Annotated in this window: 25 protein-coding genes and 1 pseudogene; 17 read left to right on the top strand and 9 right to left on the bottom strand. The window is 46.3% G+C overall.

All coding sequences use genetic code 11. The annotated features are described in order from the left end of the window. Positions 1-8: 8 nt before the first annotated feature. Together C8D85_RS04950 and C8D85_RS04945 are read right to left on the bottom strand one after the other, a co-directional pair. The gene (locus C8D85_RS04950) at positions 9-863 is read right to left on the bottom strand and encodes a PA4780 family RIO1-like protein kinase (RefSeq protein WP_133560228.1); all 855 of its coding nucleotides are present in this window, start codon (positions 861-863) and stop codon (positions 9-11) included. A 196-nt stretch (positions 864-1,059) separates the two neighbouring features. Then, positions 1,060-2,367 (bottom strand): YjiH family protein, encoded by a 1,308-nt coding sequence (locus C8D85_RS04945; RefSeq protein ID WP_133560227.1) that lies wholly within the window; start codon positions 2,365-2,367, stop codon positions 1,060-1,062. 282 nt (positions 2,368-2,649) lie between these two features. On the opposite strand from C8D85_RS04945, the gene C8D85_RS04940 reads away from it, so the two are divergent. Then, positions 2,650-3,231, top strand: coding sequence for a 3'-5' exonuclease (locus C8D85_RS04940; protein WP_133560226.1), 582 nt, complete (start codon positions 2,650-2,652; stop codon positions 3,229-3,231). Between the two features lie 32 nt (positions 3,232-3,263). Here C8D85_RS04940 and C8D85_RS04935 read toward each other — a convergent pair whose 3' ends face one another. Beyond that, the gene (locus C8D85_RS04935; protein WP_133560225.1) at positions 3,264-5,027 is read right to left on the bottom strand and encodes a hypothetical protein; all 1,764 of its coding nucleotides are present in this window, start codon (positions 5,025-5,027) and stop codon (positions 3,264-3,266) included. Between the two features lie 236 nt (positions 5,028-5,263). Here C8D85_RS04935 and C8D85_RS04930 point away from each other — a divergent pair, with 236 nt between their 5' ends. Continuing rightward, the gene (locus C8D85_RS04930) at positions 5,264-6,121 is read left to right on the top strand and encodes a delta-class carbonic anhydrase (protein ID WP_133560224.1); all 858 of its coding nucleotides are present in this window, start codon (positions 5,264-5,266) and stop codon (positions 6,119-6,121) included. 28 nt (positions 6,122-6,149) lie between these two features. Here C8D85_RS04930 and C8D85_RS04925 read toward each other — a convergent pair whose 3' ends face one another. Then, entirely contained in the window at positions 6,150-7,061 is a 912-nt protein-coding gene (locus tag C8D85_RS04925) for a LysR family transcriptional regulator (protein ID WP_133560223.1), read from the bottom strand. A gap of 105 nt (positions 7,062-7,166) precedes the next feature. Here C8D85_RS04925 and C8D85_RS04920 point away from each other — a divergent pair, with 105 nt between their 5' ends. After that, complete coding sequence (locus tag C8D85_RS04920; protein ID WP_244936904.1) at positions 7,167-7,976, top strand: TSUP family transporter; 810 nt, start codon at positions 7,167-7,169, stop codon at positions 7,974-7,976. 12 nt (positions 7,977-7,988) lie between these two features. Here C8D85_RS04920 and rutR read toward each other — a convergent pair whose 3' ends face one another. Continuing rightward, a complete protein-coding gene (gene rutR, locus C8D85_RS04915; protein WP_133560222.1) occupies positions 7,989-8,684 on the bottom strand; it encodes an HTH-type transcriptional regulator RutR in 696 nt (231 codons plus the stop codon). A gap of 415 nt (positions 8,685-9,099) precedes the next feature. Here rutR and rutA point away from each other — a divergent pair, with 415 nt between their 5' ends. The 9 genes and pseudogenes from rutA to ribB form a co-directional block, all read left to right on the top strand. Then, positions 9,100-10,191: a pyrimidine utilization protein A gene (gene rutA / locus C8D85_RS04910; RefSeq protein WP_133560221.1), complete on the top strand. Its 1,092-nt coding sequence runs from the start codon at positions 9,100-9,102 to the stop codon at positions 10,189-10,191. Further along, on the top strand, positions 10,188-10,898 hold the full coding sequence (rutB, locus tag C8D85_RS04905) for a pyrimidine utilization protein B (protein WP_133560220.1): 711 nt from the start codon (positions 10,188-10,190) through the stop codon (positions 10,896-10,898). Before rutA ends, rutB begins: the two co-directional genes overlap by 4 nt. Positions 10,899-10,908: 10 nt before the next feature. After that, complete coding sequence (gene rutC, locus C8D85_RS04900; protein WP_133560219.1) at positions 10,909-11,301, top strand: pyrimidine utilization protein C; 393 nt, start codon at positions 10,909-10,911, stop codon at positions 11,299-11,301. 19 nt (positions 11,302-11,320) lie between these two features. Further along, positions 11,321-12,097, top strand: a complete 777-nt coding sequence (gene rutD / locus C8D85_RS04895) for a pyrimidine utilization protein D (protein ID WP_133560218.1) — start codon at positions 11,321-11,323, stop codon at positions 12,095-12,097. A 10-nt stretch (positions 12,098-12,107) separates the two neighbouring features. Next, on the top strand, positions 12,108-12,698 hold the full coding sequence (locus tag C8D85_RS04890) for a malonic semialdehyde reductase (RefSeq protein WP_133560217.1): 591 nt from the start codon (positions 12,108-12,110) through the stop codon (positions 12,696-12,698). Continuing rightward, on the top strand, positions 12,691-13,254 hold the full coding sequence (locus C8D85_RS04885) for a flavin reductase (RefSeq protein WP_133560216.1): 564 nt from the start codon (positions 12,691-12,693) through the stop codon (positions 13,252-13,254). Before C8D85_RS04890 ends, C8D85_RS04885 begins: the two co-directional genes overlap by 8 nt. A 138-nt stretch (positions 13,255-13,392) precedes the next feature. Next, positions 13,393-14,874: an NCS1 family nucleobase:cation symporter-1 gene (locus C8D85_RS04880; protein ID WP_133560215.1), complete on the top strand. Its 1,482-nt coding sequence runs from the start codon at positions 13,393-13,395 to the stop codon at positions 14,872-14,874. A gap of 101 nt (positions 14,875-14,975) precedes the next feature. After that, a complete protein-coding gene (locus tag C8D85_RS04875; protein ID WP_133560214.1) occupies positions 14,976-15,734 on the top strand; it encodes an SDR family NAD(P)-dependent oxidoreductase in 759 nt (252 codons plus the stop codon). Between the two features lie 43 nt (positions 15,735-15,777). Further along, positions 15,778-16,377, top strand: a pseudogene (gene ribB, locus C8D85_RS04870) (3,4-dihydroxy-2-butanone-4-phosphate synthase); the annotation flags it as partial. A gap of 73 nt (positions 16,378-16,450) precedes the next feature. Here ribB and C8D85_RS04865 read toward each other — a convergent pair. Continuing rightward, positions 16,451-17,350 carry a LysR family transcriptional regulator gene (locus C8D85_RS04865; RefSeq protein WP_133560212.1) on the bottom strand — a complete coding sequence of 300 codons (900 nt, stop codon included), beginning with the start codon at positions 17,348-17,350 and terminating at the stop codon, positions 16,451-16,453. Positions 17,351-17,523: 173 nt separating this feature from the next. Between C8D85_RS04865 and C8D85_RS04860 the strand changes: the two genes are divergently transcribed. Then, the gene (locus tag C8D85_RS04860; RefSeq protein ID WP_133560211.1) at positions 17,524-19,221 is read left to right on the top strand and encodes an L-lactate permease; all 1,698 of its coding nucleotides are present in this window, start codon (positions 17,524-17,526) and stop codon (positions 19,219-19,221) included. Positions 19,222-19,270: 49 nt separating this feature from the next. After that, complete coding sequence (gene lldD, locus C8D85_RS04855; RefSeq protein ID WP_133560210.1) at positions 19,271-20,407, top strand: FMN-dependent L-lactate dehydrogenase LldD; 1,137 nt, start codon at positions 19,271-19,273, stop codon at positions 20,405-20,407. A 42-nt stretch (positions 20,408-20,449) separates the two neighbouring features. On the opposite strand, the gene C8D85_RS04850 is transcribed toward lldD, so the two are convergent. From C8D85_RS04850 to C8D85_RS04840, 3 genes are read right to left on the bottom strand one after another with little or no spacing between them, the layout of a single operon-like run. Then, the gene (locus C8D85_RS04850) at positions 20,450-21,160 is read right to left on the bottom strand and encodes an endo alpha-1,4 polygalactosaminidase (protein ID WP_244936902.1); all 711 of its coding nucleotides are present in this window, start codon (positions 21,158-21,160) and stop codon (positions 20,450-20,452) included. A gap of 43 nt (positions 21,161-21,203) precedes the next feature. Continuing rightward, the gene (locus C8D85_RS04845; protein ID WP_133560208.1) at positions 21,204-21,671 is read right to left on the bottom strand and encodes a CreA family protein; all 468 of its coding nucleotides are present in this window, start codon (positions 21,669-21,671) and stop codon (positions 21,204-21,206) included. A 44-nt stretch (positions 21,672-21,715) separates the two neighbouring features. Then, entirely contained in the window at positions 21,716-21,967 is a 252-nt protein-coding gene (locus C8D85_RS04840; protein WP_133560207.1) for a hypothetical protein, read from the bottom strand. A 151-nt stretch (positions 21,968-22,118) separates the two neighbouring features. On the opposite strand from C8D85_RS04840, the gene msrP reads away from it, so the two are divergent. From msrP to C8D85_RS04825, 3 genes are all read left to right on the top strand, one after another. Then, positions 22,119-23,108 carry a protein-methionine-sulfoxide reductase catalytic subunit MsrP gene (gene msrP / locus C8D85_RS04835; RefSeq protein WP_133560206.1) on the top strand — a complete coding sequence of 330 codons (990 nt, stop codon included), beginning with the start codon at positions 22,119-22,121 and terminating at the stop codon, positions 23,106-23,108. Position 23,109: 1 nt separating this feature from the next. Continuing rightward, positions 23,110-23,715 (top strand): protein-methionine-sulfoxide reductase heme-binding subunit MsrQ, encoded by a 606-nt coding sequence (locus tag C8D85_RS04830; RefSeq protein ID WP_244936900.1) that lies wholly within the window; start codon positions 23,110-23,112, stop codon positions 23,713-23,715. A gap of 66 nt (positions 23,716-23,781) precedes the next feature. After that, positions 23,782-24,027 carry a hypothetical protein gene (locus C8D85_RS04825; RefSeq protein ID WP_133560205.1) on the top strand — a complete coding sequence of 82 codons (246 nt, stop codon included), beginning with the start codon at positions 23,782-23,784 and terminating at the stop codon, positions 24,025-24,027. Positions 24,028-24,061 lie beyond the last annotated feature (34 nt).

The raw sequence follows: 24,061 nt of genomic DNA, 5'->3' as shown, positions 1-24,061 counted from the left end.
CGAATTACTTAATCCTCATCCGCACTCTGCATCCGAGCCAATCTCTCTTGCTCTTCTTTAAACGCTTCTTGGATCTCTGACATCACGGCATCCACATCAGCGGATTCAGTCGGTTCATCAAAGTGACCGGTTAACTCTGTTTCAGGGGTGAGTTTGCCTGACTCATAGATCTCCCAAATCTCTTTGGCGTACTGTGTGGTAAGTAGCTCAGGGGCGAATTGGCCGTAGTAATCGCGCATATTGTTGATATCGCGCTCTAGCATCCATTCGGCATGGTTATTCGCCACCGCGTCGACTGCTTGAGGAAGGTCGATGATCACGGGACCATCTTGGTCGACTAGGACGTTAAATTCGGATAAGTCCCCATGGACGAGGCCAGCGCAGAGCATACGCACCACATCACGGATGACTTGCGAGTGATGGGCGAGGGCTTCTTCTTGTGTAAGTTTCACATCGTTTAAACGCGGTGCCACATCGCCGTCCGCATCAGTGATTAGTTCCATTAACAGTACGCCATCAATGCAACCATAGGGCTTAGGCACACGAACATTGGCTTGAGCCAGTTTGTAGAGTGCATCCACTTCGGCGTTGTGCCATAGGGACTCTTGCTCTTCTCGGCCGTATTTTGAACCTTTGGCCATGGCGCGGGCTTGGCGACTGTTACGCACTTTACGGCCTTCACGGTATTGAACCGCTTGTTTAAAGCTGTGTTTGCCTGCGTCTTTATACACCTTGGCACAACGAATCTCTGACCCACAGCGGACCATAAACACGGTCGCTTCTTTACCGCTCATCAGTTGGCTGATGACTTCATCGATTAAGCCGTCTTCAATAAGGGGCTGTAGTCTCTTGGGCGTTTTCATAACAATCCTTTGCTCTGAAAGATTCGTAACAGGGAAGTGTAAGCGTGAATAGCAAACTCCTTGAAATGGTAATACATAAGCTGAATGCAGAGTATCGGATGCTTAGGTTGGATATACAAGAGGGGGAGTATTGGCGGCGGATGAAAAATGCGTTCATCCGTCGCCAAAAGTTACTTCACGGTTAAAGCTAGTGAGGTTAGCCAGCTAAGAAGTAAGCAACAGGTGTGGCTAGGATCATGGTCAGTACGGTTCGGATGTACCAAACAACCAGTATTTGTTTAATCGAGATCGGGATTTGAGTCGACAAAATACAAGGGATAGAAGCAGAGAAGAACAGGATCGACGAGATAGAGATCACACCCACCACGTATTTCACTACAAACACACTTTTTGCTGCGATCAAGGCTGGTAAGAACATTTCAGCCAAGCCCGTTGCTGAGGCTTTCGCCACGAGAGCAGGGTCAGGTAATTGAAGTAACCAAGCAAATGGGTAAAACAGCAGCCCCAACCAGTCGAACACTGGAGTGTATTTCGCAAGTAACAATCCGATCAGGCCAATAGACATAATCGACGGTAAGATGCTCATGGCCATGATCAAGCCGTCTTTCGCATTTTTAAGGATCAGTTTGGATAACGGCTCCGCTTGTTGAGCCACTGCTAGGCCTTCTGACATAGCTTGTTTCCAACGAGAGTGTGGGAAGTCCGTAGTCTCAGGTTGCGCTTTGGTGTCATCCATTGAGCGAATGGGTGGCAAACGCACGCTAATAGCGGTTACAACGAACGTGATAACTAAAGTGCTCCAAAAGAAGGTATTCCATACTTCCATTAAGCCTAGGGTTTTCGCTACAACGATCATAAAGGTGGCAGAGACTGTGGAGAAGCCCGTAGCGATAATGGCCGCTTCTTTGGCTGAGTATTGGCCTTCTTTGTAAACCTTATTGGTGATCAATAGACCAACTGAGTAGCTACCAACAAAAGAGGCGACCGCATCAATGGCCGACTTTCCAGGCGTTTTAAACAGTGGCTTCATCACCGGTTGGAGTAAGACGCCGACCCATTCAAGTAGTCCAAAGCCAAGCAGAAAAGCTAGGAAGATAGCGCCAATCGGTACGATCAGACCTACTGGAACGACGAGTTTTTCAAACAGGAATGGCAGCATGTCTTTCTCGAATAAGAATGCAGGCCCAACGCTGAAAAATGCCAGCATTGCGGCAAAGATCCCTAATACCTTCAGGATAGATAGCACCACATTGGTGGTGCCTTGCTTCCATGAGCCATTGATAAAAGGGTAAATGCCACCAGCAATGACTACCGCTAAGGCGTAAATTCGTATGGTCGACGTATGATCAGAGCGCAGCCAAGAGATGATGTGATCAAGAGGAATGGTGCTCTTTTCGTTGATTGTGATGGGCACAAAGAAAAACACAATGCCGATCAGACTGAAAAGAATCAGTTTGAGAACAGATGAGCCCATTGAGGCCGTTTGAACCTGGTTAGTATCCATTAGATAGCTCCCTTTTGATGAGATGGATAAACATGGGATAGCAATTGCCATGCCAGCATGTATATACAATCTTTGGGTGTTTGTTTTTATTTTATGGCGCTTTAGGGTGCGTCAAATGTCAAATTAGCACATAAATTGTGCGATTTGTATTTATTTGTATATACAAATAAAGCAGCTCTATTTCTTCTTATATTTCCCTATTGGATACGATCCTCTCTCGACAAGCTTATATAATTCGCGTAAATAAACAGGCCTTCCTAGAGACAAGACAAGAGCAGCGCGATGCAACGGCCAACAAAAGAACAGATTAATCAATTGCCCACTTATAAGGGGTTGGCGCTGGCCGATATTTTGGTCGTTGAGAGCGAAGCTGACGCCGCTCAAGCATTGGCTGTATTGCGACAGCAAGTCAGTGTCGGATATGACACGGAAAGTAAACCGATTTTTCGTAAAGGCGAAGTGAGTCCTGGGCCTACGTTGATTCAACTGGCAACAGCGACACAAGGCTTTTTATTCCCAACACGTTTTCCAGTAGCACTCGAGGCTGCGGCAGAAATCCTAGCGAATCCTCAGATTCAAAAAGTGGGATTTGGCCTAAAGGACGATAATCGCGAGTTACGTAGCAAGCTTGGCATTAGCATCGTCAATACAGAAGACCTCGCTAAAACCTTGAAAAGATTGGCCAGTGAAAAGAACGACATTGGCGCTAGAGCTGGTGTAGCGATGGTGTTGCACGCGCGTCTGGGTAAGGGGGCACAAAAATCTAATTGGGGGGCTTATCCTCTATCTGAAAGCCAAATCCTGTACGCTGCCAACGATGCCCATTCTGCGATTTGCATTCATCACAAGATCAAAGGGCTTTAATCACCTAAGCCCTTTGAGTATTGATGCGTTATTTACTGGTTCCGAAAATCACACTCTGTCTCAAACGCCATTTGCTGTATGAGGCTTGAGAAGAAGGCTAGTTGAGTGTTTTCAGTGGCTTTTTCTCGAAGTGAGTGGGTATCTAGCTCATCGCTGACTCGTGCTAAGGTTTCATCTCGAATACCGGAATGCATATCTGTCAGAGTCTCGGCAAATTGGTCGAGAGAGGCCGTCTCAGCGGCTGTGCTGTCACCATGCATGCTTTCAAAGGCGACCAATGTGCTAACGAGGTTATTGACGTCTTGTTTGTACACATCCAAGCTTTTGGCGCTGTAAAGATTTTCGCTTTCATGACCTTTTACAGAGTGACCATTCACCATATTCACTCGTTCTGGAAATGCGTTTAATAAAACTCGGGATTCCCGTATAGCTGTATTTAAGTCTTTGAACACGGCGGCACCTTCTAGCGCTACCACGGTTTGTCCCTCTTCGATATCAGGTCGCTCAATAAGTGTTACGTCATGATAGCGAGCGCCATTCACCAGTGAGAGCACATTTTGATTACTGCGAAGAGTGCTTACCACTTCGATCGCTTCATCCAGGTTCTTTTTGTTAAAGCTTTCATCTACTTTGCTTTGCAACATATCATCAAGGCCAGTGGTGGTGATCTCGATGTAAGCACGTTTCTCTGGATTAGATAAATTACTTAACTCACTGCCCATGGTTTCTTTTTGCTCTTGCGAAAAGTCGTATCGCTCCAGTGTTGTGATCATGCTGGAAACAGAATCTAAGGCGAAGTCTCGTCCTTGGCTTTCTTCATTATCTTTTAATAACACTTCATCACCGAGCCAAGAGTAACCAAACTGTTTGTCCACATCCGAAGTGATGAAGGAAATCTTGACCGAATCTGCCATCTCTCCCAGAGCGCTGAGTAGTGAGGATGGAACATTACTGCCTTCTGTACCAATGAGTGTCGATAAGCGCTCACCAAGTTCAGTATCTAAACCATAAATATTGAGCAGTCCTTTTTGGGCTTCATCGCTCATATTATCAAGCTGTTGAGTGAGTGCAGCAGGATCTTCGGTCGTGACAACGGCAGAAATATAGTTATGTAAATTGTTGGCCGAGGTATCGCTGCGATAAGGATCAAACTTAAAGTTAGTTAGCGTTTGGCCAAAGACATTTTGCTCAAAGCTCACCGCAGCATCCACATCGACTTGCTTTGCATAGTCCGCAGAGCGATTGAGTATGGCGGTGCGGTCAGTCGTATTGCTGTCTTTTAATACGTTAACAAACTCGGCCACTTTATCCTTATAGGAGCGCTCGGCTTCGTTATGACTTGTGTAGTTTAAAGAGGCAGGCAACATCATCGCTTTAATTGTTACGGCAAAATCTGCCAGCTCTTCATCACTCATGGAAGTTGCCATATCGAGGAATTCTGGGTCGGTTAATACTCCGGCTCGCAGAAAATCACGCATGCTGTCTTGATAAAAAAAGTGGTCTGAATTGGCCTCATGAACAGGCCCATCTAAGCGTTCTGCTAGCGCTTTGGCGAGTTCTTTAAGCTCGGGTTGATCTTCATATAAGTTGTACGGATCGCCTTTGGGGCGTGTTAAAGAAAAAGTGGAATCAGCGAGAATGTCTGAGTCACTTTGCTTCACGATGGACGTACTTAACTCAGTTAGAGCGGCCTGCAATTCACTGGAGGTAGATTGAGTAACCGTCGTGTCGATTGAACGAGAACTGGATAACGAGAGTGTTGTTGAGTTCAAGCCAGTGATGGAAATATGCGCCATACCTTAAATCCTTTTATAAGCCACTTTTCTGAGCCAATGGAGTGTTAGCGGCGGATATGGTTAAAACTTGAGCATAGGTGTTCTTTGCATTGGCTTTGCTTCGGATATCCTTTTTATCGCTTACATAATTTTTACACTTTTAACAAAATTCTACGTTTCATAATGAAAACTTATAGTTGCTATGTGGCAGTATGCACGCTCTTTTTTGTTATTGATTCGCATTTAAAGAGAGTTTTATGAAATACAGCGCTTCTATAAAGCTGGCAGCATTCACGTTGCCTCTATTTACCTCAGCAGCGATTGCTGCTGGAGACGCCAATGTTTCGGTCAGTGTGATTGCTGAGCAGCGTGCTGCATTAGCCGCTAACACAGAGGGCACAGGTATTGGCCCTCAGTCACCTCGTGACATCGACAGTAAAGTAGGGACGAACTCTGTTGTATTTAGCCAAGCGCCATCTTCAGAAAACATGAACTTGTGTAACATCCACTTGCATAAAAATGCTGAGCACAAAGGTGGTGAGTTCACGACTTACGCGGGTAATGGTGACGGTAAAGGCTACCAAACGGGTTACAAATACTCAGGCAGTCTGACTGCTGCTGAACAGAAACCATATGGGAAAGGTGTTTGTAGCAGCGACCATGGCCCAGTCCAAGCTGGTGATACGATCGAAGTACACTACGTTTATTCCACTGCTCAGGTTAAGCCTGGTGCAACGTTGGGCGCATGTGTAAAAAGCCCAATCCTAAATCCTCAGCTACGTGTTGAAGGCCAAGTTTTCGTTGTTGTTAACGATGAAAAAGCGGCAGACTTCAATGAGCTAACAGCATTTGAAAACCGAAATAACCGCCCGCAAGCGATCAACATCCCAGCGGATACTGGTACGCCAGTTCTATACACAGGCTCGACAACAGGCCCAGGCTACAACGAAAAAGGCTCTCCTTACCAAGTGACTTGGAGCGTTCGACCTGAAGTTAAGAAAGTTAGCATTGCTTCTCTGGGTAAGTGGTGTGACGGCAACGTGTTCGAAGAAGATCACGCTCACGGTGTACGTAACCTAGTGACCAATCCTGCATTATTGTCGCCAATTCAATAAGCGATACGTAGCGACTGCCCACTGGTCATCAGTGGGCGTCATTCCTTTGTGAGAGACTTCTTTTTAGCCTATCAATAAACCGATTCACTTTAGCAGGGCGCTTTTCTTGAGTGGACGATACCAGTGCCACGATGTTCGCGTTGGGTAGCTTGTAGTCAGGAAGCAGTTTCACTAAGCGTCCCGTTTTTAAGTCTTCGACGATATCCCATTCGGATCGTTGGATGATGCCGTACCCTGCTAGTGCCCAGTGTTTTACTACAGGCCCAATGTTACTGGTCAGTGATGGTGTGATGCGCACGCTGACATCCTCTCCTGTTGCGTTATGCGTAAATTTCCACATGGTTAAGTCATCATCGTTTTCGTTTAGTGCGATGCATTGATGTTGCAAAAGGTCATGAGGTGTTCTGATGGTATCGGCGGTGGCAAGATAGGTGGGAGATGCCACTAGAAAGCGCTTATTTTCACTTAATAAAATGCGTTTTAAAGATGAGTCTTTGAGTTGGCCGATGAAAATTATAATGTCAGGTGGATCGATTTGTGACCAACTGGGCGCATCCGAAAGGTGTAGGTCGATGGTTAAATCTGGATGTTCTTTTTGAAATTGTGCTGCGATAGGCGCAATGCGCTCGGTACCATAGCCAACAGGGGCGATGATTCTCAGTTTGCCTGACAATGCGAGTTTGTTTTGTTGAACCTTCTCTTCAAGTAACTCAATCTGCTGCAGCACTTGCCTGCCTTCTTCGAAAATCAGTTCTCCTTCGCTCGTGAGAGAGATCGCACGGGTACCTCGCTCGACCAGTTTAACATTTAGCTTTTGCTCTAATGCTTGCAGGCGTTGGGAAACACTGGGTGGCGTGACATTCAATTTTCTGGCCGCCGCAGCAAGAGATTTGCTTTGGGCAAGGGTGATAAAGAAAGCAATCTCTTGGGATGACAGCATTAAGGTTCACCTAACTATTATGTTTAGAATTCATTAATTTTTATTAATATTGCTCAATGCTACTAATAAGCCATCGATTTTTCTATCCAATCTGAGAGGTTAAAAGTGGTTGAGTTGTTCGATATGGCGAATATAGAAGTGCTATGGATGTTGTTCGCCGTAGCAATCATTGCGGGTGTGGTGGATGCCATTGCTGGTGGCGGCGGCTTGATCACGATCCCGAGTCTTTTGATCGCGGGTGTACCGCCTATATTAACCCTCGGAACCAATCGACTACAGGCTGTAATAGGTGAGGCCACTGCATTCGCGACATTTTTATACCATCAACAAGTTTCTCTGCCTGGGCTTATTCGAGGGTTGGTTTTTACGGCGCTGGGTGCTTTGTTGGGATCTTTCTCAATCAGTCTGTTTGATAAAGAAACCCTCGAAATTTTGCTACCTATCTTGATGGTGGGGATCACCTGTTACGCGATCTTCTCGAAACAGATAAGACGCTCTGAAGCGGTTCTGCCAAAGCTCACTACGCAAACGTTTATGTGTTTGTGCGGATTGATCATCGGCTTTTATAACGGCTTTTTTGGCCCAGGAACAGGTTCTATCTGGATGCTGGCCTTTGTCATATTGCTGGGTAAAACCATCAAGCAGGCCTCGATTATGACCAAGCCACTGAACTTGATGGGAAACATTGTTTCCTTGGGCTTCTTTATGTTCATTGGCGCGGTGGACTATAGGCTGGGATTGATGATGGGAGCAGGGCAAGTCATTGGCTCACTTATCGGGGGGAAGCTTGTGGTTACTCGTGGTGACCAGATCGTTCGCCCAGTGTTTATTACTGTCACTCTGTTAATGACGGGTAAGCTTTTGTATGAGGAAGTTCCTTTTAAGCTGATTGCCCATTCTCTCGCCGCCTTTTAAGCGGCGCGATGCTCAAAGCCTGGGTCGTTTCAAGCCATCAATAATCAGTTGCTGGATTGCACTGCAGGTTTCTTCGAAGAATTTCTTATTCGATAAGTCTTTGCCAGTGATGGCTTTCACTTGAACATTAAAGTCCGCGAAGTGCTGGGTGGTTGACCAGATAAAGAAGATCAATTGAATAGGATTGATCGGCTTGATTTTCCCCTTACTGACCCAGCTTTCGATGACTTTGGACTTGTCTTGCAAGATGCTCTTCAGCTCGTTTTCCAAGTAGCCTTTTAGGATGGGCGCACCTTGTATTATCTCAAGACAGAATAGACGAGACGCTTCGGGTTGATCACGAGACAGCTCTAGTTTCAAACGGATGTAGTTTTTCAACACATCTTCAGGGTCATCCACTTCTTCAAAAACGGTAATTGGCTTTAGCCAGTCATTGAGGATATTTTCTAAGATCGTTAGATACAGTTCTTCTTTATTACTGAAATAGTAAAACAGGTTGGTTTTGGAAATGTCCGCACTGTTGGCGATTTGCTCAATGGTCGTGCCATGAAAGCCGTATTTCGAGAAGACAGACAATGCGGTTTCCAAAATGAATTGCCTTTTATCATCAAACTTCTTACGTCTACGCGCACCTGGTTCCAATTCGGTACGAGGCTTCTTTAATGGTTGAACCTTTGTGCCTTTCAGAGAAATGTCGGCTTTAGTCATTGAAAACGCTACTTCCTTACAGAGGGTTTTTCTTTTTGCTCAGAGCTGTACTGAGCATTGATTGTACCACTTGCTTCGCTGTGTGTGACTAACTTGATTTGTTTGTCTCTTATCTAAGTTTTCTTGTGTTGAATATGCCAGATTTCTGCATCCATTTAAGGGCTGGCTTCGATGCTTTTCTGACTCTTTGGGCTGTTTTTGATTCGGCTTTCGAGTGCACTTTTTGAGCAATTTAAGTGCGTAATGAAAATGCTTGCACCATTCTAGTTGGTTTAAAACAGACCATTTGGTCTGAAAAGTTAGGGCGGTTTTTAGCTAAGTCTCTGTAAACTATAAATAAAAATTATTTGGCATCTTTCTTGATATAGATCAAAACGTGATCAACAAAATAGTTTGAAAGATACAAGGAGTTTTTATGCAAATTGGTGTTTTTATCCCGATTGGAAATAATGGCTGGCTGATCTCTGAAAATGCGCCTCAGTACATGCCGACGTTTGATCTCAATAAAGAGATTGTTTTACGTGCTGAGCATTACGGTCTGGACTTCGCTTTATCCATGATTAAGTTGCGTGGCTTTGGCGGTAAAACCGAGTTCTGGGATCACAACCTAGAGTCTTTCACGCTGATGGCGGGTCTTGCCGCAGCCACCTCAAAAATCAAACTTTTCGCAACCGCGGCCACTTTGACATTGCCTCCTGCGATTGTGGCGCGCATGGCATCCACTATTGATTCCATTTCCCATGGTCGTTTTGGTGTGAACCTTGTGACGGGTTGGCAAAAACCTGAATACACGCAAATGGGCCTTTGGCCAGGGGATGAGTTTTTCGCCTCTCGCTATGATTACTTATCTGAATACGCACAAGTACTGCGTGATCTATGGGACGAAGGTAAATCCGATTTCAAAGGTGATCACTTCACCATGGAAGATTGCCGCGTAAGCCCTCAACCACAAGACAAAATGAAAATCATCTGTGCTGGCTCAAGTGATGCGGGCATGGCGTTTTCAGCGAAGTTTGCCGACTACAACTTTATTTTTGGTAAAGGGGTGAACACACCAAAAGCCTTCCAACCTGCGGTCAATCGTTTGCAGGATGCGACTGAAAAAACAGGGCGTGACGTGAGCTCGTTTGTGCTCTTTATGGTGATTGCCGATGAAACCGACGAAGCGGCTCGCGCGAAATGGGAAAGCTACAAAGAAGGCAAAGACGACGCCGCGTTAGAGTGGTTAGGCGTTCAAGCCGCCAAAGACAAAACGTCTGGCTCGGATACCAATGTGCGTCAAATGTCGGACCCAACGTCAGCGGTCAATATCAACATGGGGACGTTAGTTGGCTCTTACGAAACCGTTGCGAAACTGCTGGATGAAGTGGCTGAAGTGGAAGGAACTGGCGGTGTCCTGTTGACCTTTGACCACTTTGTTGAAGGGGTAACAGCGTTTGGTGAACGTATCCAACCACTGATGAAAACCCGTCAGCACGTCACCGTTGAAGGGGGGTACGCTGCATGACTTCAGGGTACGCTTTAAATACCGGCGCGCAAGCGAGCAAGCTGATTCAAGCTGAGCCGGAGGCCATTGCGATCAAACCCAGTGAGACGGCTTTGATCGTGGTGGACATGCAAAACGCCTACACCACCATTGAAGGGTATTTGGATCTTGCGGGATTTGATGTCTCCGCTACGGCGCCAGTGGTGAAAAACATCAACTCTGCTATTGAGCTGTCCCGCAAAGCAGGTATTCAAGTCGTGTTTTTGCAAAATGGCTGGGACCCTCAATATGTGGAAGCTGGTGGCGAAGGTTCGCCCAATTGGCACAAATCCAATGCCTTAAAAACCATGCGTAAACATCCTGAGCTGGAAGGCCGTTTTTTGGCCAAAGGGGGTTGGGACTACGCCTTGGTGGATGAGCTAACACCTCAAGAAGGGGATTGGATCATTCCGAAAACTCGTTACAGCGGTTTCTTTAATACCAACTTAGACAGCATGTTGCGTGCGCGCGGCATTCGAAATCTCGTGTTTACCGGTATCGCCACTAACGTATGTGTGGAGTCGACCCTGCGTGATGGCTTCCATCTTGAATATTTTGGAATCGCTTTGTCCGATGCAACGTATCCAGCAGGGCCAGCATCGGCCCATGACGCAGCATTGAAAAACATCAGTACGTTTTTTGGTTGGGTTGCCAGCCTAGAAGACTATCAAAACGCTCTCTCTGTATAAGGAATCATTCATGCCAAAGCAAACTGTAATGCCTAAAGGAACCGGAAAGCCACTTGCCCCTTTTGTCCCAGGAACGATGGCCGATGGCATTGTTTATGTGTCTGGAACCCTGCCGTTTGATAGCGAAAACAACGTGGTGTACCCAGGCGATGCGAGTGCGCAAACACGTCATGTTCTAGAGATTATCAAAGGCGTAGTAGAAGAAGCGGGCGGCACCATGGCCGACGTGACATTCAATATGATCATGATCAAAGACTGGAGTGATTACGCCGCCATCAACGAAGTGTACGCAGAGTTTTTCCCTGGCGACAAACCGGCTCGTTACTGCATTCAATGTGGCCTTGTGAAAGAAGCGGCGCTTATTGAGATTGCATCGATTGCTCATGTAGGCAAAGACAGCTAAGCACAGGCTAAGGAAGACCATGTATTACGAAATCCATGGTGACGCATCCCACTCTGAGGCGGTTTTATTGTCCTCAGGGTTGGGAGGTTCTCATCAGTATTGGCAGGCGCAAGTACCGGAATTAGCCAAACGTTTCAAGGTCGTTATTTACGATCAATACGGTACAGGAAAAAGTGCTGGTGTGTTGCCCCATGGCTACAAGATTGCAGATATGGCGGCCGAAATTGAAACGGTGATGGCGCAAAGTAGAACCGAGCGCGCGCATATTATCGGACATGCGCTGGGTGGCTTAATTGGCTTGCAGTTGGCTCTGCAAAGTCCTGAAAAGGTCGCGAGTTTGTTGCTTATTAATGCTTGGGATAAAACCGACGAGCATACCAAGCGCTGTTTCGACATTAGAAAGTCGATTCTTAAGCAGGCCGGCTTGGAAGTCTATCTCAAAGCACAGCCTCTATTTTTGTACCCATCAGAATGGATGAAATCCAACCGGGCGCTGTTGGATCGAGAGCTAGATCATCTTTTGTCATCCGGTTTTAGTGAAGACAACTTGCTCGCAAGAATCGCAGCGATTGAAGCCTTTGATGTCTCTCAATCCTTGCAAGAGCTTGCTTGCCCAGTCGGTCTGGTGGCCAGCAAAGATGATCTACTGGTGCCTTATTCCTGCTCTTTAGAGCTTGATAAAAAATTAACCCAATCAAGTCTGTATGTCTTAGAACACGGCGGTCACGGATGCAATGTGACTGAACCGGAGGCGTTCAACCACATACTTGAGACGTTTTACGATGCTTTGCGTTAGGAGCAAAATAATGAAAGCAGCATTAGAACAGGCCAGCATTGAACAATTGTTTACGGCGGCAAGAACCCATAACGGCTGGTTAGATAAAAGCCTAACGAAAGAGCAACTGGATGAGCTATATCGTTTAACCAGTCTTGGCCCCACCTCTGCAAACTGCTCTCCAGCTCGGTTTGTGTTTGTAACCTCAGCAGAAGGTAAAGCTCGATTAGCCCCAACGTTATCAAAAGGTAATCTAGAGAAAACCATGACGGCGCCGCTGACGGTGATCGTGGCCTACGATCGTAAGTTTTATGACCAGCTTCCTACCTTGTTTCCCCATGGTGATGCGAAAAGCTGGTTCACCTCAAGCGAAGCGCTAGCTCAAGAAACCGCCATGCGTAACAGCTCTATGCAAGCAGCGTATTTGATCTTTGCAGCTCGAGCTATGGGGTTGGATACCGGCCCGATGTCTGGTTTTGATGTAGAGGCACTTAACAGCGAGTTTTTTGCTGGCACCGATTGGTCAGCAAATTTAATCATCAACATTGGCTATGGCGACGACTCTAAATTGTATGGCCGCTTGCCACGCCTACCAGCAGAGGAGGCATGTTTGTATGTCTGATGCTATTTCCACCACTGTCAATGAACAAACAGCTGCCTTTGATGTGAACGCCCTTGCTGTTGAGTCTCCGATCCAGAAAGAAGAGGTAGCCAAGCTTTTTAGAGAAGGCATGTCGAGATTGGGCGCATCGGTCAATGTCATCACCACGATGACGCCAGCTGGGCCAGTTGGTTTTACTGCAACGGCAGTCACCAGCGTGACGGACACACCGCCAACCTTGTTGGTTTGTTTAAATCGCTCTTCTTCAGTGTTCCCGGCCTTCGATCAAGCTGAGCATCTTTGTGTCAATGTGCTGGGAGCTGGGCAAGAAGCGGTATCGGGTACCTTCGCCAGCAAACTGACGCAGCCAGAGCGATTTGAATTGACTCAATGGCAGCCGATGGTGACGGGGGCTCCGTCATTGAGCGCCAGTGCAACCGTTTTTGATTGCCGTATTGCATCGCGCAATACCGTCGGCACCCATGAAGTGTTTTTTTGCGAAGTGCTCGCTGTTGGTTTAGCTGAGGAAGCGACCAACCTGGTGTACTTCAATCGCAAATACCAAAGTCTGAGCTAGCAGAGTGCTCTTTGTATGGCTCAACGATAACCAAACAAACCGCTGAAATCTTAATAAAAACAAAGTCATGTTTGTGCAATACGTGGATGAAACGAGTGATTAACTAAAACTGTTTTCTAGTCGAATGGAGACGTAGAAATGAATTCAAGCATGAAAAAGATTGATGAGTTTTACGAGTTAGAAGTAGGGGATGATCTTAAGTCGAGCAAAAATTTCAATGAAGATTTAGCGCCGACGAAAGTCTCCGAGCGGACCTGGAGTAAATTCAATATCGCTGCGTTATGGGTTGGGATTGCCATCTGTGTGCCCACTTATACACTCGGTGGGATCTTAACGAACTACTTTGGTTTATCTGTGGTGGAAGCGTTGGTGACGATCTTAATCGCTAACATTATCGTGCTGATCCCATTAACGTTAAACGCTTTTGCGGGCACCAAATACGGCATCCCTTTCCCCGTTATGTTGCGTTCTTCGTTTGGCATTAAGGGGTCTAACATCCCTTGTATGATCCGTGGCTTAGTGGCCTGTGGTTGGTTTGGCATTCAAACCATGTTTGGGGGTTTGGCCATCCATCTGTTTTTATCGTCGATCTCGTCTGCTTGGGCGAGCTTGGGTGGCGTTGGGGAAGTGATTGGCTTTTTCATCTTTTGGTTGCTGAATATCGTGGTCGTACTCAAGGGAGCTAACTCCATCAAATGGCTAGAAACCCTTTCTGCTCCTTTGCTTTTAATCGTGTCATTGGGTTTATTGTTTTGGGCCAGCGGCAAGGTGTCCTACGTTGAGTTGTTAGCAACTCCAGCCAGCCGCCCAGAGACGGACGGTTTTGCCAAATATTTCTTCTCTGGTTTAACAGCTATGGTGGGCTTTTGGGCCACTTTATCTCTGAATATTCCTGACTTCAGTCGTTATGCTAAATCGCAAAAAGATCAAATCATTGGCCAAGTGCTTGGCTTGCCGCTAACGATGTTCATGTTTGCGTCTCTTGGTGTGGTGATGACCGCAGCATCAGTGCAAATGTTCGGAGTGACTATTTCTGATCCAATTACTTTAATTGGTCAGATTGAAAATCCGTTGGTCGTGGCCATTGCCATGATCATGATTGTTATTGCTACCTTGTCAACTAACACGGCCGCGAACGTGGTGTCGCCTACCAATGATTTCCAAAACATTGCTCCGAAGTACATTGACCATACCAAAGGTGTGTTGCTAACAGGCTTAGCAGGCATTGTCTTAATGAGCTGGGAGTTAATGAAAAAGCTAGGTTGGATTGCTTCCGATGTCAGTGTTGAAGGCTTTATTTCCAACTGGTTGCTGGCCTATTCAAGCTTACTCGGCCCTATTGCAGGCATCATGATTGTGGATTACTTCATGGTTAAAAAGCAGTCTTTGGATGTGCTGGCTCTTTATAAGGAAGACGCTTATCCAGCGTTTAACTGGGCGGGTATGTTCGCATTTTTAATCCCTGTCTCGCTGACCATGGTTGCCATCACCTTCGATACTTTAATGTGGTTCTACAACTACGGCTGGTTTACTGGGGCAATCAGTGGCGCTGTGCTGTATTACGTCATCAATCAGTTTAGCCCTAAGCTCTATGTAAACTCCGAACTTTCAAATGTGTAAACGATGACTCATAAAAAGCGGCTTATTTAAGCCTGTCATGATGTATCGATTCACCCCAGCCTGCGGGCTGGTGGTGAGTCAAAGACAAAGGATTCGCGTTAATGAAAAAAGTTGTATTCATTACTGGTGCCACGTCAGGCTTTGGCCGAGCGGCAGCTCGTAAGTTCGCTTCAGAAGGTTGGGCTCTGGTGATCACTGGTCGTCGTGAAGATCGCCTTCAAGCATTACAAGCTGAACTCGTGGAAACGGTGCCGGTATTTTATAAAACCTTGGATGTGCGTAACCAAGCAGATGTCCAACAGTTGGTGGAGGGATTGCCAGACCCGTTTAATGAAGTGGCTTGTTTGATTAATAACGCTGGACTGGCTTTATCACCCAAACCTGCACAAGAAACTGAATTGGCCGATTGGCACACTATGATCGATACCAATATTACTGGGCTGGTGAATATGACCCACGCTCTCCTTCCTTCGCTGATCAAAGTTGGAGAGGGGGCGAGCATTATCAATGTGGGTTCGATCGCAGGGCAGTGGCCTTACCCTGGAAGCCACGTTTATGGCGCCTCAAAAGCCTTTGTTCAGCAATTTAGCTACAACTTACGCTGTGATCTTTTGGGGACAGGGGTAAGGGTGACGGATTTGGCTCCTGGGATTGCTGAAACAGAGTTTACCTTGGTGCGAACCGGAGGAGACCAACAGGCATCGGATGCCCTGTATGCCAACACGCAAGCTCTCAGCGCAGAAGACATTGCCAATGCCATGTATTACATCGCAACGTTGCCACCTCATATTTGCATCAATCATATGGAGGTCATGCCTACTAGGCAGGCTTGGTCACCATTTGCGATTCACCGAGAATAACGTTTCAAAACCAGCGTTTAAAACGATTACGCAGGAGCAAGTTATGACAGCACTCAACACCATAGAAGAAATCATCGAAGACATACGTTTAGGTAAAATGGTGATTTTAATGGACGATGAAGACCGCGAGAATGAAGGGGATCTAATGGTGGCTGCTGAAAAGGTCACCCCTGAGATTATCAACTTTATGGTGTCAAAAGGGCGTGGACTTTTGTGTCAAACCCTTACGGAAACCATGGCGAGGCAATTGGGACTCACTGCGATGGTGGCGCATAACACAGAGCAGTTTGGTACCAATTTTACGATCTCGATTGAAGCGGCTGAAGGGGTGACGACAGGAATTTCTGTGTTTGATCGTGCTCGAACCATTCAAGTTGCGGCGGCACCTCAATCTACGCCGATGGATATCGTATCACCTGGCCATGTTTTTCCCATTGTCGCGAAAAAGGGCGGTGTGCTGGAGCGAAATGGGCATACTGAAGCGGGCTGTGATCTTGCTCAATTAGCAGGTCTTGCACCTTCTTGCGCCATTATCGAAATCCTTAATGAGGATGGCAGTATGGCTCGCCGTCCGGACCTTGAAGTCTTTGCTAAATTACATGGGCTCAAGATCGGCACCATTGCTGATTTGATCGAATACCGACGTTCTTTGCTAAACCAAAAGGTTCCCAGATCAGCAAAGGCGACTCCCCGCGTCTTAGAGCCTGCTTAATAGGTTAAAAATAATGCTCTATTGCCAGATATCGCTGTCGAATGTGCTCAATCAATAGTTTGAGCTTTTTGGGGAGCTGGCGTGTAAACGGATACACCGCGTAAACACCGATTACTTTTCCGACTTGTTGGGGTAATAGGTCTATCAACTCACCGTTGCGAAGGTCGTGGTACACCAGACACCTTGGCAAGTACGCAATGCCGTGGCCGCCGAGCGCGGCTTTTCTCAGGGCGATGGCGTTATCACTGGAGAAAATCCCTTCGACTGTCACGCGATAATTTTGCTCATCGCCTTTAAATTCCCACTCATTGGCACCGTTTGTTTGAAAGGAATACAGTAAACAGTTATGTCCGACTAGTTCTTCAGGGGTCTGAGGTTTGCCGTGCTGTCGAATGTACGCAGGGGAAGCACAGACGATCCAGTGAGAGTCTAAGATATGGCGAGCGATTAAGCTGGAGTCCTCCAGATAGCCAGTGCGGATGACTAAGTCAAAACCGTCTTTCACTAAATCCACAAACTGATTATTCAGCGACATATCGACCGTAAGCCCAGGGTGCAATTTGCAAAACTCCGCGACCGCATCAGCGAGCAAAAGCTCTCCTGAAATTGTTGGCACGGACATCTTGATATGCCCTTGAATGGCTTCACCAAACCCAGCGACGGAGTTGGTAGCCTCTTGTGTGGCAAGCGCTACTTTTTGAGCTTTGATAAACAGTGCTTGGCCCCCTTCGGTGAGTGTTAGCTTTCGAGTAGTACGATATAAAAGCTGAACATTGAGGGCTTTTTCTAAGCGTGCGATACGCTTGCTAACAACAGAATTAGTTAAGTTATTTAACTCAGCCGCTTTGCTAAAACTGCCTAACTCAACCACCTGTGAAAACAATATCAGATCATCAGAATGCATAAGATTATGTAACTTTTGGAAATAATGTTTTTGATTATGGGTATATATCAACTAAAGATAAACCATTAGATTCTCTTGCAACAAAAATAATCACATGTTTTCGGGGCTGTTTATTCAACAAGTCGCTATGAAAAGTACTTGCTGAGTAAGAAGACCTCGTTGTGGGAGTCGAAATGAACGAAACCTTCCTGGCAGCGATTGCCTTTTTTCCTATTGTTGTTGCTGGTATTTTACTGGTCGGTCTTAATTGGCCTGCTAAGAAAGCTATGCCTGTCGTATTAGCGCTTACCATTGTTATTGCCTTGACGACGTGGGGAGTGTCTTTAAACCGAGTTCTTGCTTCATTGCTTCAAGGACTAGGAATTACTGTTACTGTGTTATGGATCGTATTTGGCGCGATCTTCCTATTGAATACACTCAAACACACGGGAGCCATAACCGTAATACGAAATGGCTTTACCAACATATCCCCTGATCGTCGTATTCAAACGATTATTATCGCTTGGTGTTTTGGATCTTTTATTGAAGGGGCCTCTGGTTTTGGCACACCGGCTGCGATCGCTGCTCCGTTATTGGTTGCAATCGGCTTTCCTGCATTAGCTGCCGTGATGGTTGGTATGATGATTCAATCAACCCCCGTATCATTCGGTGCCATTGGCACACCAATTTTGGTTGGTGTTAATAACGGTTTAGATGTACATACGATTAGTGCCACGCTAGCTGCCAATGGTTCATCTTGGGATTTCTACCTTCAACAAATAACTACGAACGTTGCTTTAGTTCATGCCATGGTCGGGGTGCTTATGCCTGCATTTATGGCCGTGATGTTGACTCGCTTTTTTGGCGCAAACCGAAGCTGGCGTGAAGGACTAAGTATTTTACCGTTTGCTCTATTTGCTGGATTGGCATTTACCGTGCCTTACGCGTTAACAGGGATTTTCCTAGGCCCTGAGTTTCCCTCGCTCGTAGGTGGTTTGGTTAGCTTAATGTTGGTTGTCAGTGCGGCAAAAGTTGGCTTCCTAACCCCGAAAACATCATGGGAATTTGCGGACGAGAAAACTTGGCCGGTCAGCTGGTTGGGTACACTGAAGATGGATATGAGCGAGCAAGATGATAAAAGTGTGATGAGTCTTGCTAAAGCATGGTTTCCATATGTTGTACTGGCTGTGATTCTAGTTCTGAGTCGAGTGAGTGCTGAGTTCAAAGCGTTACTGCTTGCTGCAACGGTTGGTTTTAAAGATATCCTAGGAGAGGTTGGGGTCAGTGCTTCATTTTCACCTCTGTATTTACCGGGCGGTATTCTGGTTTTCACCGCGTTGATTGCTGCGATCATTCAAGGCAAAAATTTAAGTGCATTGAAAGATGCTTTCGGTGAGTCCACCAAGACACTGATTGGCGCGGGCTTCGTATTAGTCTTTACCATTCCTATGGTACGTATTTTTATCAACTCAGGGGTTAATTCAGCTGATCTAGCAAGTATGCCTGTTACCACGGCCAATGTTGTTGCTGATTTGGTAGGTACTGCATTTCCAAGCATAAGTGCTGTTATTGGAGCTTTAGGTGCGTTTATTGCGGGCTCAAACACCATTTCAAATATGATGTTTAGTCAGTTCCAGTTTGAGGTAGCGCAGGCATTAAGTGTTTCCACTGCTGGAGTGATTTCTTTACAAGCTGTTGGTGCTGCTGCTGGAAACATGATTGCGATACACAATGTTGTCGCCGCTTCTGCAACCGTTGGTTTACTTGGCCGAGAGGGTGAAACATTACGCAAAACCATTATCCCAACGTGTTACTACTTGATCTTAACTGGTGTCGTTGGGACAGTCATGATTTATGGTTTGAGCATAACTGACGCCCTAATGAATAACTAAAACTAAAAAAGAGGGGGGAATAAGCCCCCTGATACTTTGGAGTGCAACAATGATCATTTCAGCATCGACAGACTATCGAGCGGCGGCAAAAGCGAAGTTACCTCCGTTTTTGTTCCACTACATTGATGGTGGTTCTTACGGAGAACATACCCTACGACGTAACACGGATGATTTGTCGGATATCGCGCTGCGCCAACGTATCTTAAAGAATATGTCTGACTTAAACCTTGAGTCTGAGCTTTTTGGCGAAAAGTTGTCATTACCCATTGCTTTAGCTCCAGTCGGCCTGACCGGTATGTATGCCCGTCGTGGTGAAGTCCAAGCCGCTAAGGCCGCTGAAAATAAAGGCATTCCTTTTACACTTTCGACGGTGTCGGTGTGTCCTATCGAAGAAGTCAGTGCGGCCGTTACTCGGCCGATTTGGTTTCAGCTGTACGTTCTAAAAGACCGTGGTTTTATGAAAAATGTACTAGAGCGTGCGAAAGCTCAAGGCATTAAAAATCTAGTGTTCACGGTAGATATGCCAGTACCGGGGGCTCGTTACCGTGATATGCATTCTGGTATGAGTGGTCCTAATGCAGCGATTCGTCGAGTCATGCAAGCCATGACCCATCCTGCTTGGGCATGGGATGTGGGCATTAATGGTAAACCTCATGATCTGGGTAATATTTCCACCTACCGTGGTGAACCAACGAAACTGGAAGACTACATTGGTTGGCTAGGTAAAAATTTCGACCCTTCTATTTCCTGGAAAGACCTAGAATGGATCCGTGATTTCTGGGACGGCCCTATGATTATCAAAGGGATCCTCGATACAGAAGATGCCAAAGACGCTGTCCGTTTTGGTGCTGACGGGATCATTGTTTCCAACCACGGTGGCCGCCAGCTAGATGGTGTTATGTCATCTGTTCGTGCCTTGCCTGAAATCGCTGATGCGGTAAAAGGCGACATTAAAATTCTAGTGGATTCCGGCATCCGAACAGGTCTGGATGTGGTTCGTATGTTGGCGCTGGGAGCTGACTGTACCCTGTTAGGCCGTGCTTTTGTATATGCGTTAGCCACTGCAGGCCAGGCTGGCGTTGAAAACGTACTGGATCTTATTGAAAAAGAAATGCGTGTAGCCATGACGCTTACTGGAGCGAACAGCATTCAAGATCTCAGCCGTGATTCATTGGTCATGGGCTAAGCAGGTGTATGTACTGCCACTTATTTTTCTTCGCCTTAAAAGTTAAGGGCAGGCTTTACGAAAGCTGCCATCCAGTGCAAGGGGCAGTAATAGGGTGCTAAACCCCATGGACTTCGCTGGTTGGCAAAGGTCGCTGCTAGCTTGGTATTCCGCATGGAATACGGCTTTATTTTGTCGGATAAAGGGCATTAATAAATCGCATTCGTGGAATTCTAAGCATTGCTCGTTGACGGCGAAGTCAAAGTCATCCACCAACTCCGGAACGATGCCAAGGCTGTTTTTTAGGCCAATTGAGAGTTTTAGAATGTGTGCACTTTGAGCTAAGAAACGATTGAACGTTATTTGATCTTGGGCGGTTAAAGGAAAGCCTGAATCATTTTGGTAGCCGTCTACATTATCTGGCTCGATGCCGTCACAGCCCTTTTTAGCAGCAAGTTTTATGCGGTTTTGCATGGTCCGCCAAACTTGCTTGTTCCGAATGTCGAGCCAACGTTCCCCGGCCCAGTCGTCAAGTGGTTTGCCGATAGCGCCTGCTGGGATCGATCGAATATCATCACGCCAGTCTTCCACAGAACCTGCTGAGAAATAGCAAATGACCTTACGGTTTTGACGCTGTAATAACTGGATTTGCTCTACTGAAGTGTCGAACAAATCCACATCGTAAACATCGACGTTGTAGCGTGTATCCAATTGCCCCTGTAATTGCCATTGCCAAGAGGTTCTCACACTGGGCTGGTACCAAGCTTCAGCCATAGTGTTGGTACTCCACAGTACGAACAGAGCAGTCAGGCAGGATTTATGGTGTCTGAACTGGCTCAACATAGGCCTGCGTTCCCCATAGCGGTACAGTCGAAAGGCTGTGCTTAAAGCTGCCTTCTGTTTCTTTGGTGGTGTATGACAAGTACATCAAGGTTTGACTGTCGGCGTCGAATATTCTGCGTACTTTCATGGTTTTGAAGAAGATGCTTTTAGACTTTCGAAACACCACTTCACCGGACGGACTTTTATCAATGGTTGCAAGCATCTCTGGGGTGATTGCCCCCGTTTGACGACAGGCGATAGAGCTATCACTTGGATCAGAAAAACTTAGGTTCGCCTCCACTGAAGCGATGTGGCAGGTAACGCCTGGGATTTTATCATCCACCAAGTTCGAGATTTTAATGTCTTTTAAGGTAAATAGGCCAAGAGACACATCGCCCACTTCGTCGTCGGAACAGCCAGCAAGCGTGAGGGCAAAAAGGGCTGTAATAAATCGCTTCTTCATATCGTCTAATCCCTGTTAACGTTCTGTGTTGGGTTGCTAGTGTATTATTTAAACCTAACTTTGCCACCAATAAACTTATAAGCAGGTGTACCTCGTACTAGTGTGTCACGGGCGAATTCTTTGTTGCATTGAGGGCAATGACAAGGTGTGTTGGTGAAGTCCTCAACAATGCGTTCCTTGAAGCATTTGACTAATGCGCCTTTGCCGCCTTTTCGATATTTGAACAGCTGAGCCTGACAGTTTTGGCAATAAATATCGATGGTTTTCGTGGGGCCTTTTTTATTCGGTTTTGCCATGACTCTTCGCTCGTGTTGACGGGAAAGTGGGCCATCCTGACTGCTCACTGAGTACCTGTCAACGATTGTGGTTTAAATGTGACGATACCGGTAATGCTCGAACCAGAACACACTTTGATAGTCCATCCTAAGAGTAACCAAGGAGCGCGATATGCTGATTAAACATAAAAAACGGTCTGACTGCTCGGAGAATGAGGTGACGGATCAATCCGTTTATCTAAACCGTCGACAATTTATGAAGGTGACAGGTGGTACAGCACTTGGCTTGGGTTTTGGTAATGCGTTTGCGGCATTGCAATCGGGTAATCCTTTATCTCCCGCTCAACCACTACAAGCTGCATTTGATCGTGTCATCGAAACACCATATGGCAAAGATGAAACCCCAGCGCCCTATGATGTGACGTCGTCTTACAATAATTTCTATGAGTTCGGTTACGGCAAAGGTGACCCAGCAAAAAGAGCGGGCTCATTAGAAACTCGACCTTGGACGATTACTGTTGAAGGAGAAGCGGATGTTACCGGTGTATTCGATTTAGATGACATTATTAAAGAGTCATTGTTAGAAGAGCGCATCTATCGTTTGCGCTGTGTTGAAGCATGGTCTTTGGTGGTGCCTTGGATTGGTATCCCGTTGGCAGATGTGTTGAAGAAGTTTAAGCCGACTTCTAAGGCTAAATATGTCTACTTCGAAACATTGTACGATCCGAAGCAAATGCCAGAGCAGCGGGGCGGTTCTATAGATTGGCCTTATCGAGAAGGCCTACGCATCGATGAAGCCATGAACCCCTTAGCGTTGTTGAGTGTGGGTATGTATGGCAGTGTTTTGCCGAATCAAAATGGTGCTCCTGTACGTCTAGTTGTGCCTTGGAAGTACGGTTTCAAGAGCATCAAGTCGATTGTCAAAATTCGCTTTGTGGAAAGTATGCCGATCACAACGTGGAGTACCTTGGCACCCAATGAATATGGTTTCTACGCGAATGTGAACCCTGAGGTAGATCATCCTCGTTGGTCTCAAAAAGAAGAGCGAAGATTGCCCAGTGGTGTGCTGTTTCCAAATGTGATTGAAACACAAATGTTTAATGGCTACACCGATGAAGTTGCCAGCCTATACGCAGGCATGGATCTAAAGAGAAACTACTAACGTGAAGTCATTCTGGGATCGAAAAGAAAAGCCTTATGTCTTGGCGGTATTCTTATTGCCATTCTTATGGATGTTTTGCTCGTTATTCTTGGGGCGATATTTTCCTGATCCAGGTAAGCTTTTGATGCGTTTAAGCGGCATTTGGGCTTGCGTGTTTATGGCGGGAGCATTGTCGGTAATGCCATTGATGACGTTTCAACGATTTAAAAACTTAGCAAGGTATCGGCGCTTTACAGGGTTGGCAGCGTTTTTCTACACAGTGCTGCATCTGATTATTTATTTGGTGCTGTTTGCTGGTCTAAGCTGGACGTGGATTCGTTCAGATCTCGTGGAGAAACCCTATATTTATGCGGGAGTGTTGGCGCTTGTCATCTTATTGCTGCTTGCTGTGACCAGTACGAAAAATATGATGAAGCGACTGGGGCGCAATTGGAAACGCTTACACCGTTTTGTCTATCTTGCGGCTCTCGCGATGATTGCGCACTTGTGGTGGCAGGTTAAAAGCGATACTTCGCTGGCGGTTGTCTTTACGTTGATATTAGGCGGCTTACTGGTTTATCGATTGGTTATTCATTCAAAGAGTTTAAGGCGTGTGTTCAGTTTGTGAATAGGTGTTGGCGTAATCGGATAACTGGTATCCTATCTGTTTTAAAGCGGTAATTGAGTATTGGTAATGATTAACGACGAACGAGTGATTGATAACCTTGAAGAGCTAGAGGAGTTTTTGCTAGCGGTAGAGAATGGCAGTTTCGGTTTGAACAATGTAGCGGGCGTTGCCTTGGCGACAAATAATGCTGATGGCCGCCCATTCGTTGCTGTGTTAGACGATAATCATCAGTTGTTGCTAGGGCGTTGGGTCACTCAAGAGGTGTTTGAAAACGGCAAGGAATTGGTTCGCCGTGGACCGACCAAACACTGATAACTCCCACTCTTGTTAGTGACTCATAGCAGTC

Origin of the sequence: Marinomonas communis (genome assembly GCF_004363305.1) — a bacterium.
Lineage (GTDB): Bacteria > Pseudomonadota > Gammaproteobacteria > Pseudomonadales > Marinomonadaceae > Marinomonas > Marinomonas communis.
Note: the sequence above shows the minus strand (reverse complement) of the source record. Positions and strands in the feature narration are given on the sequence as shown.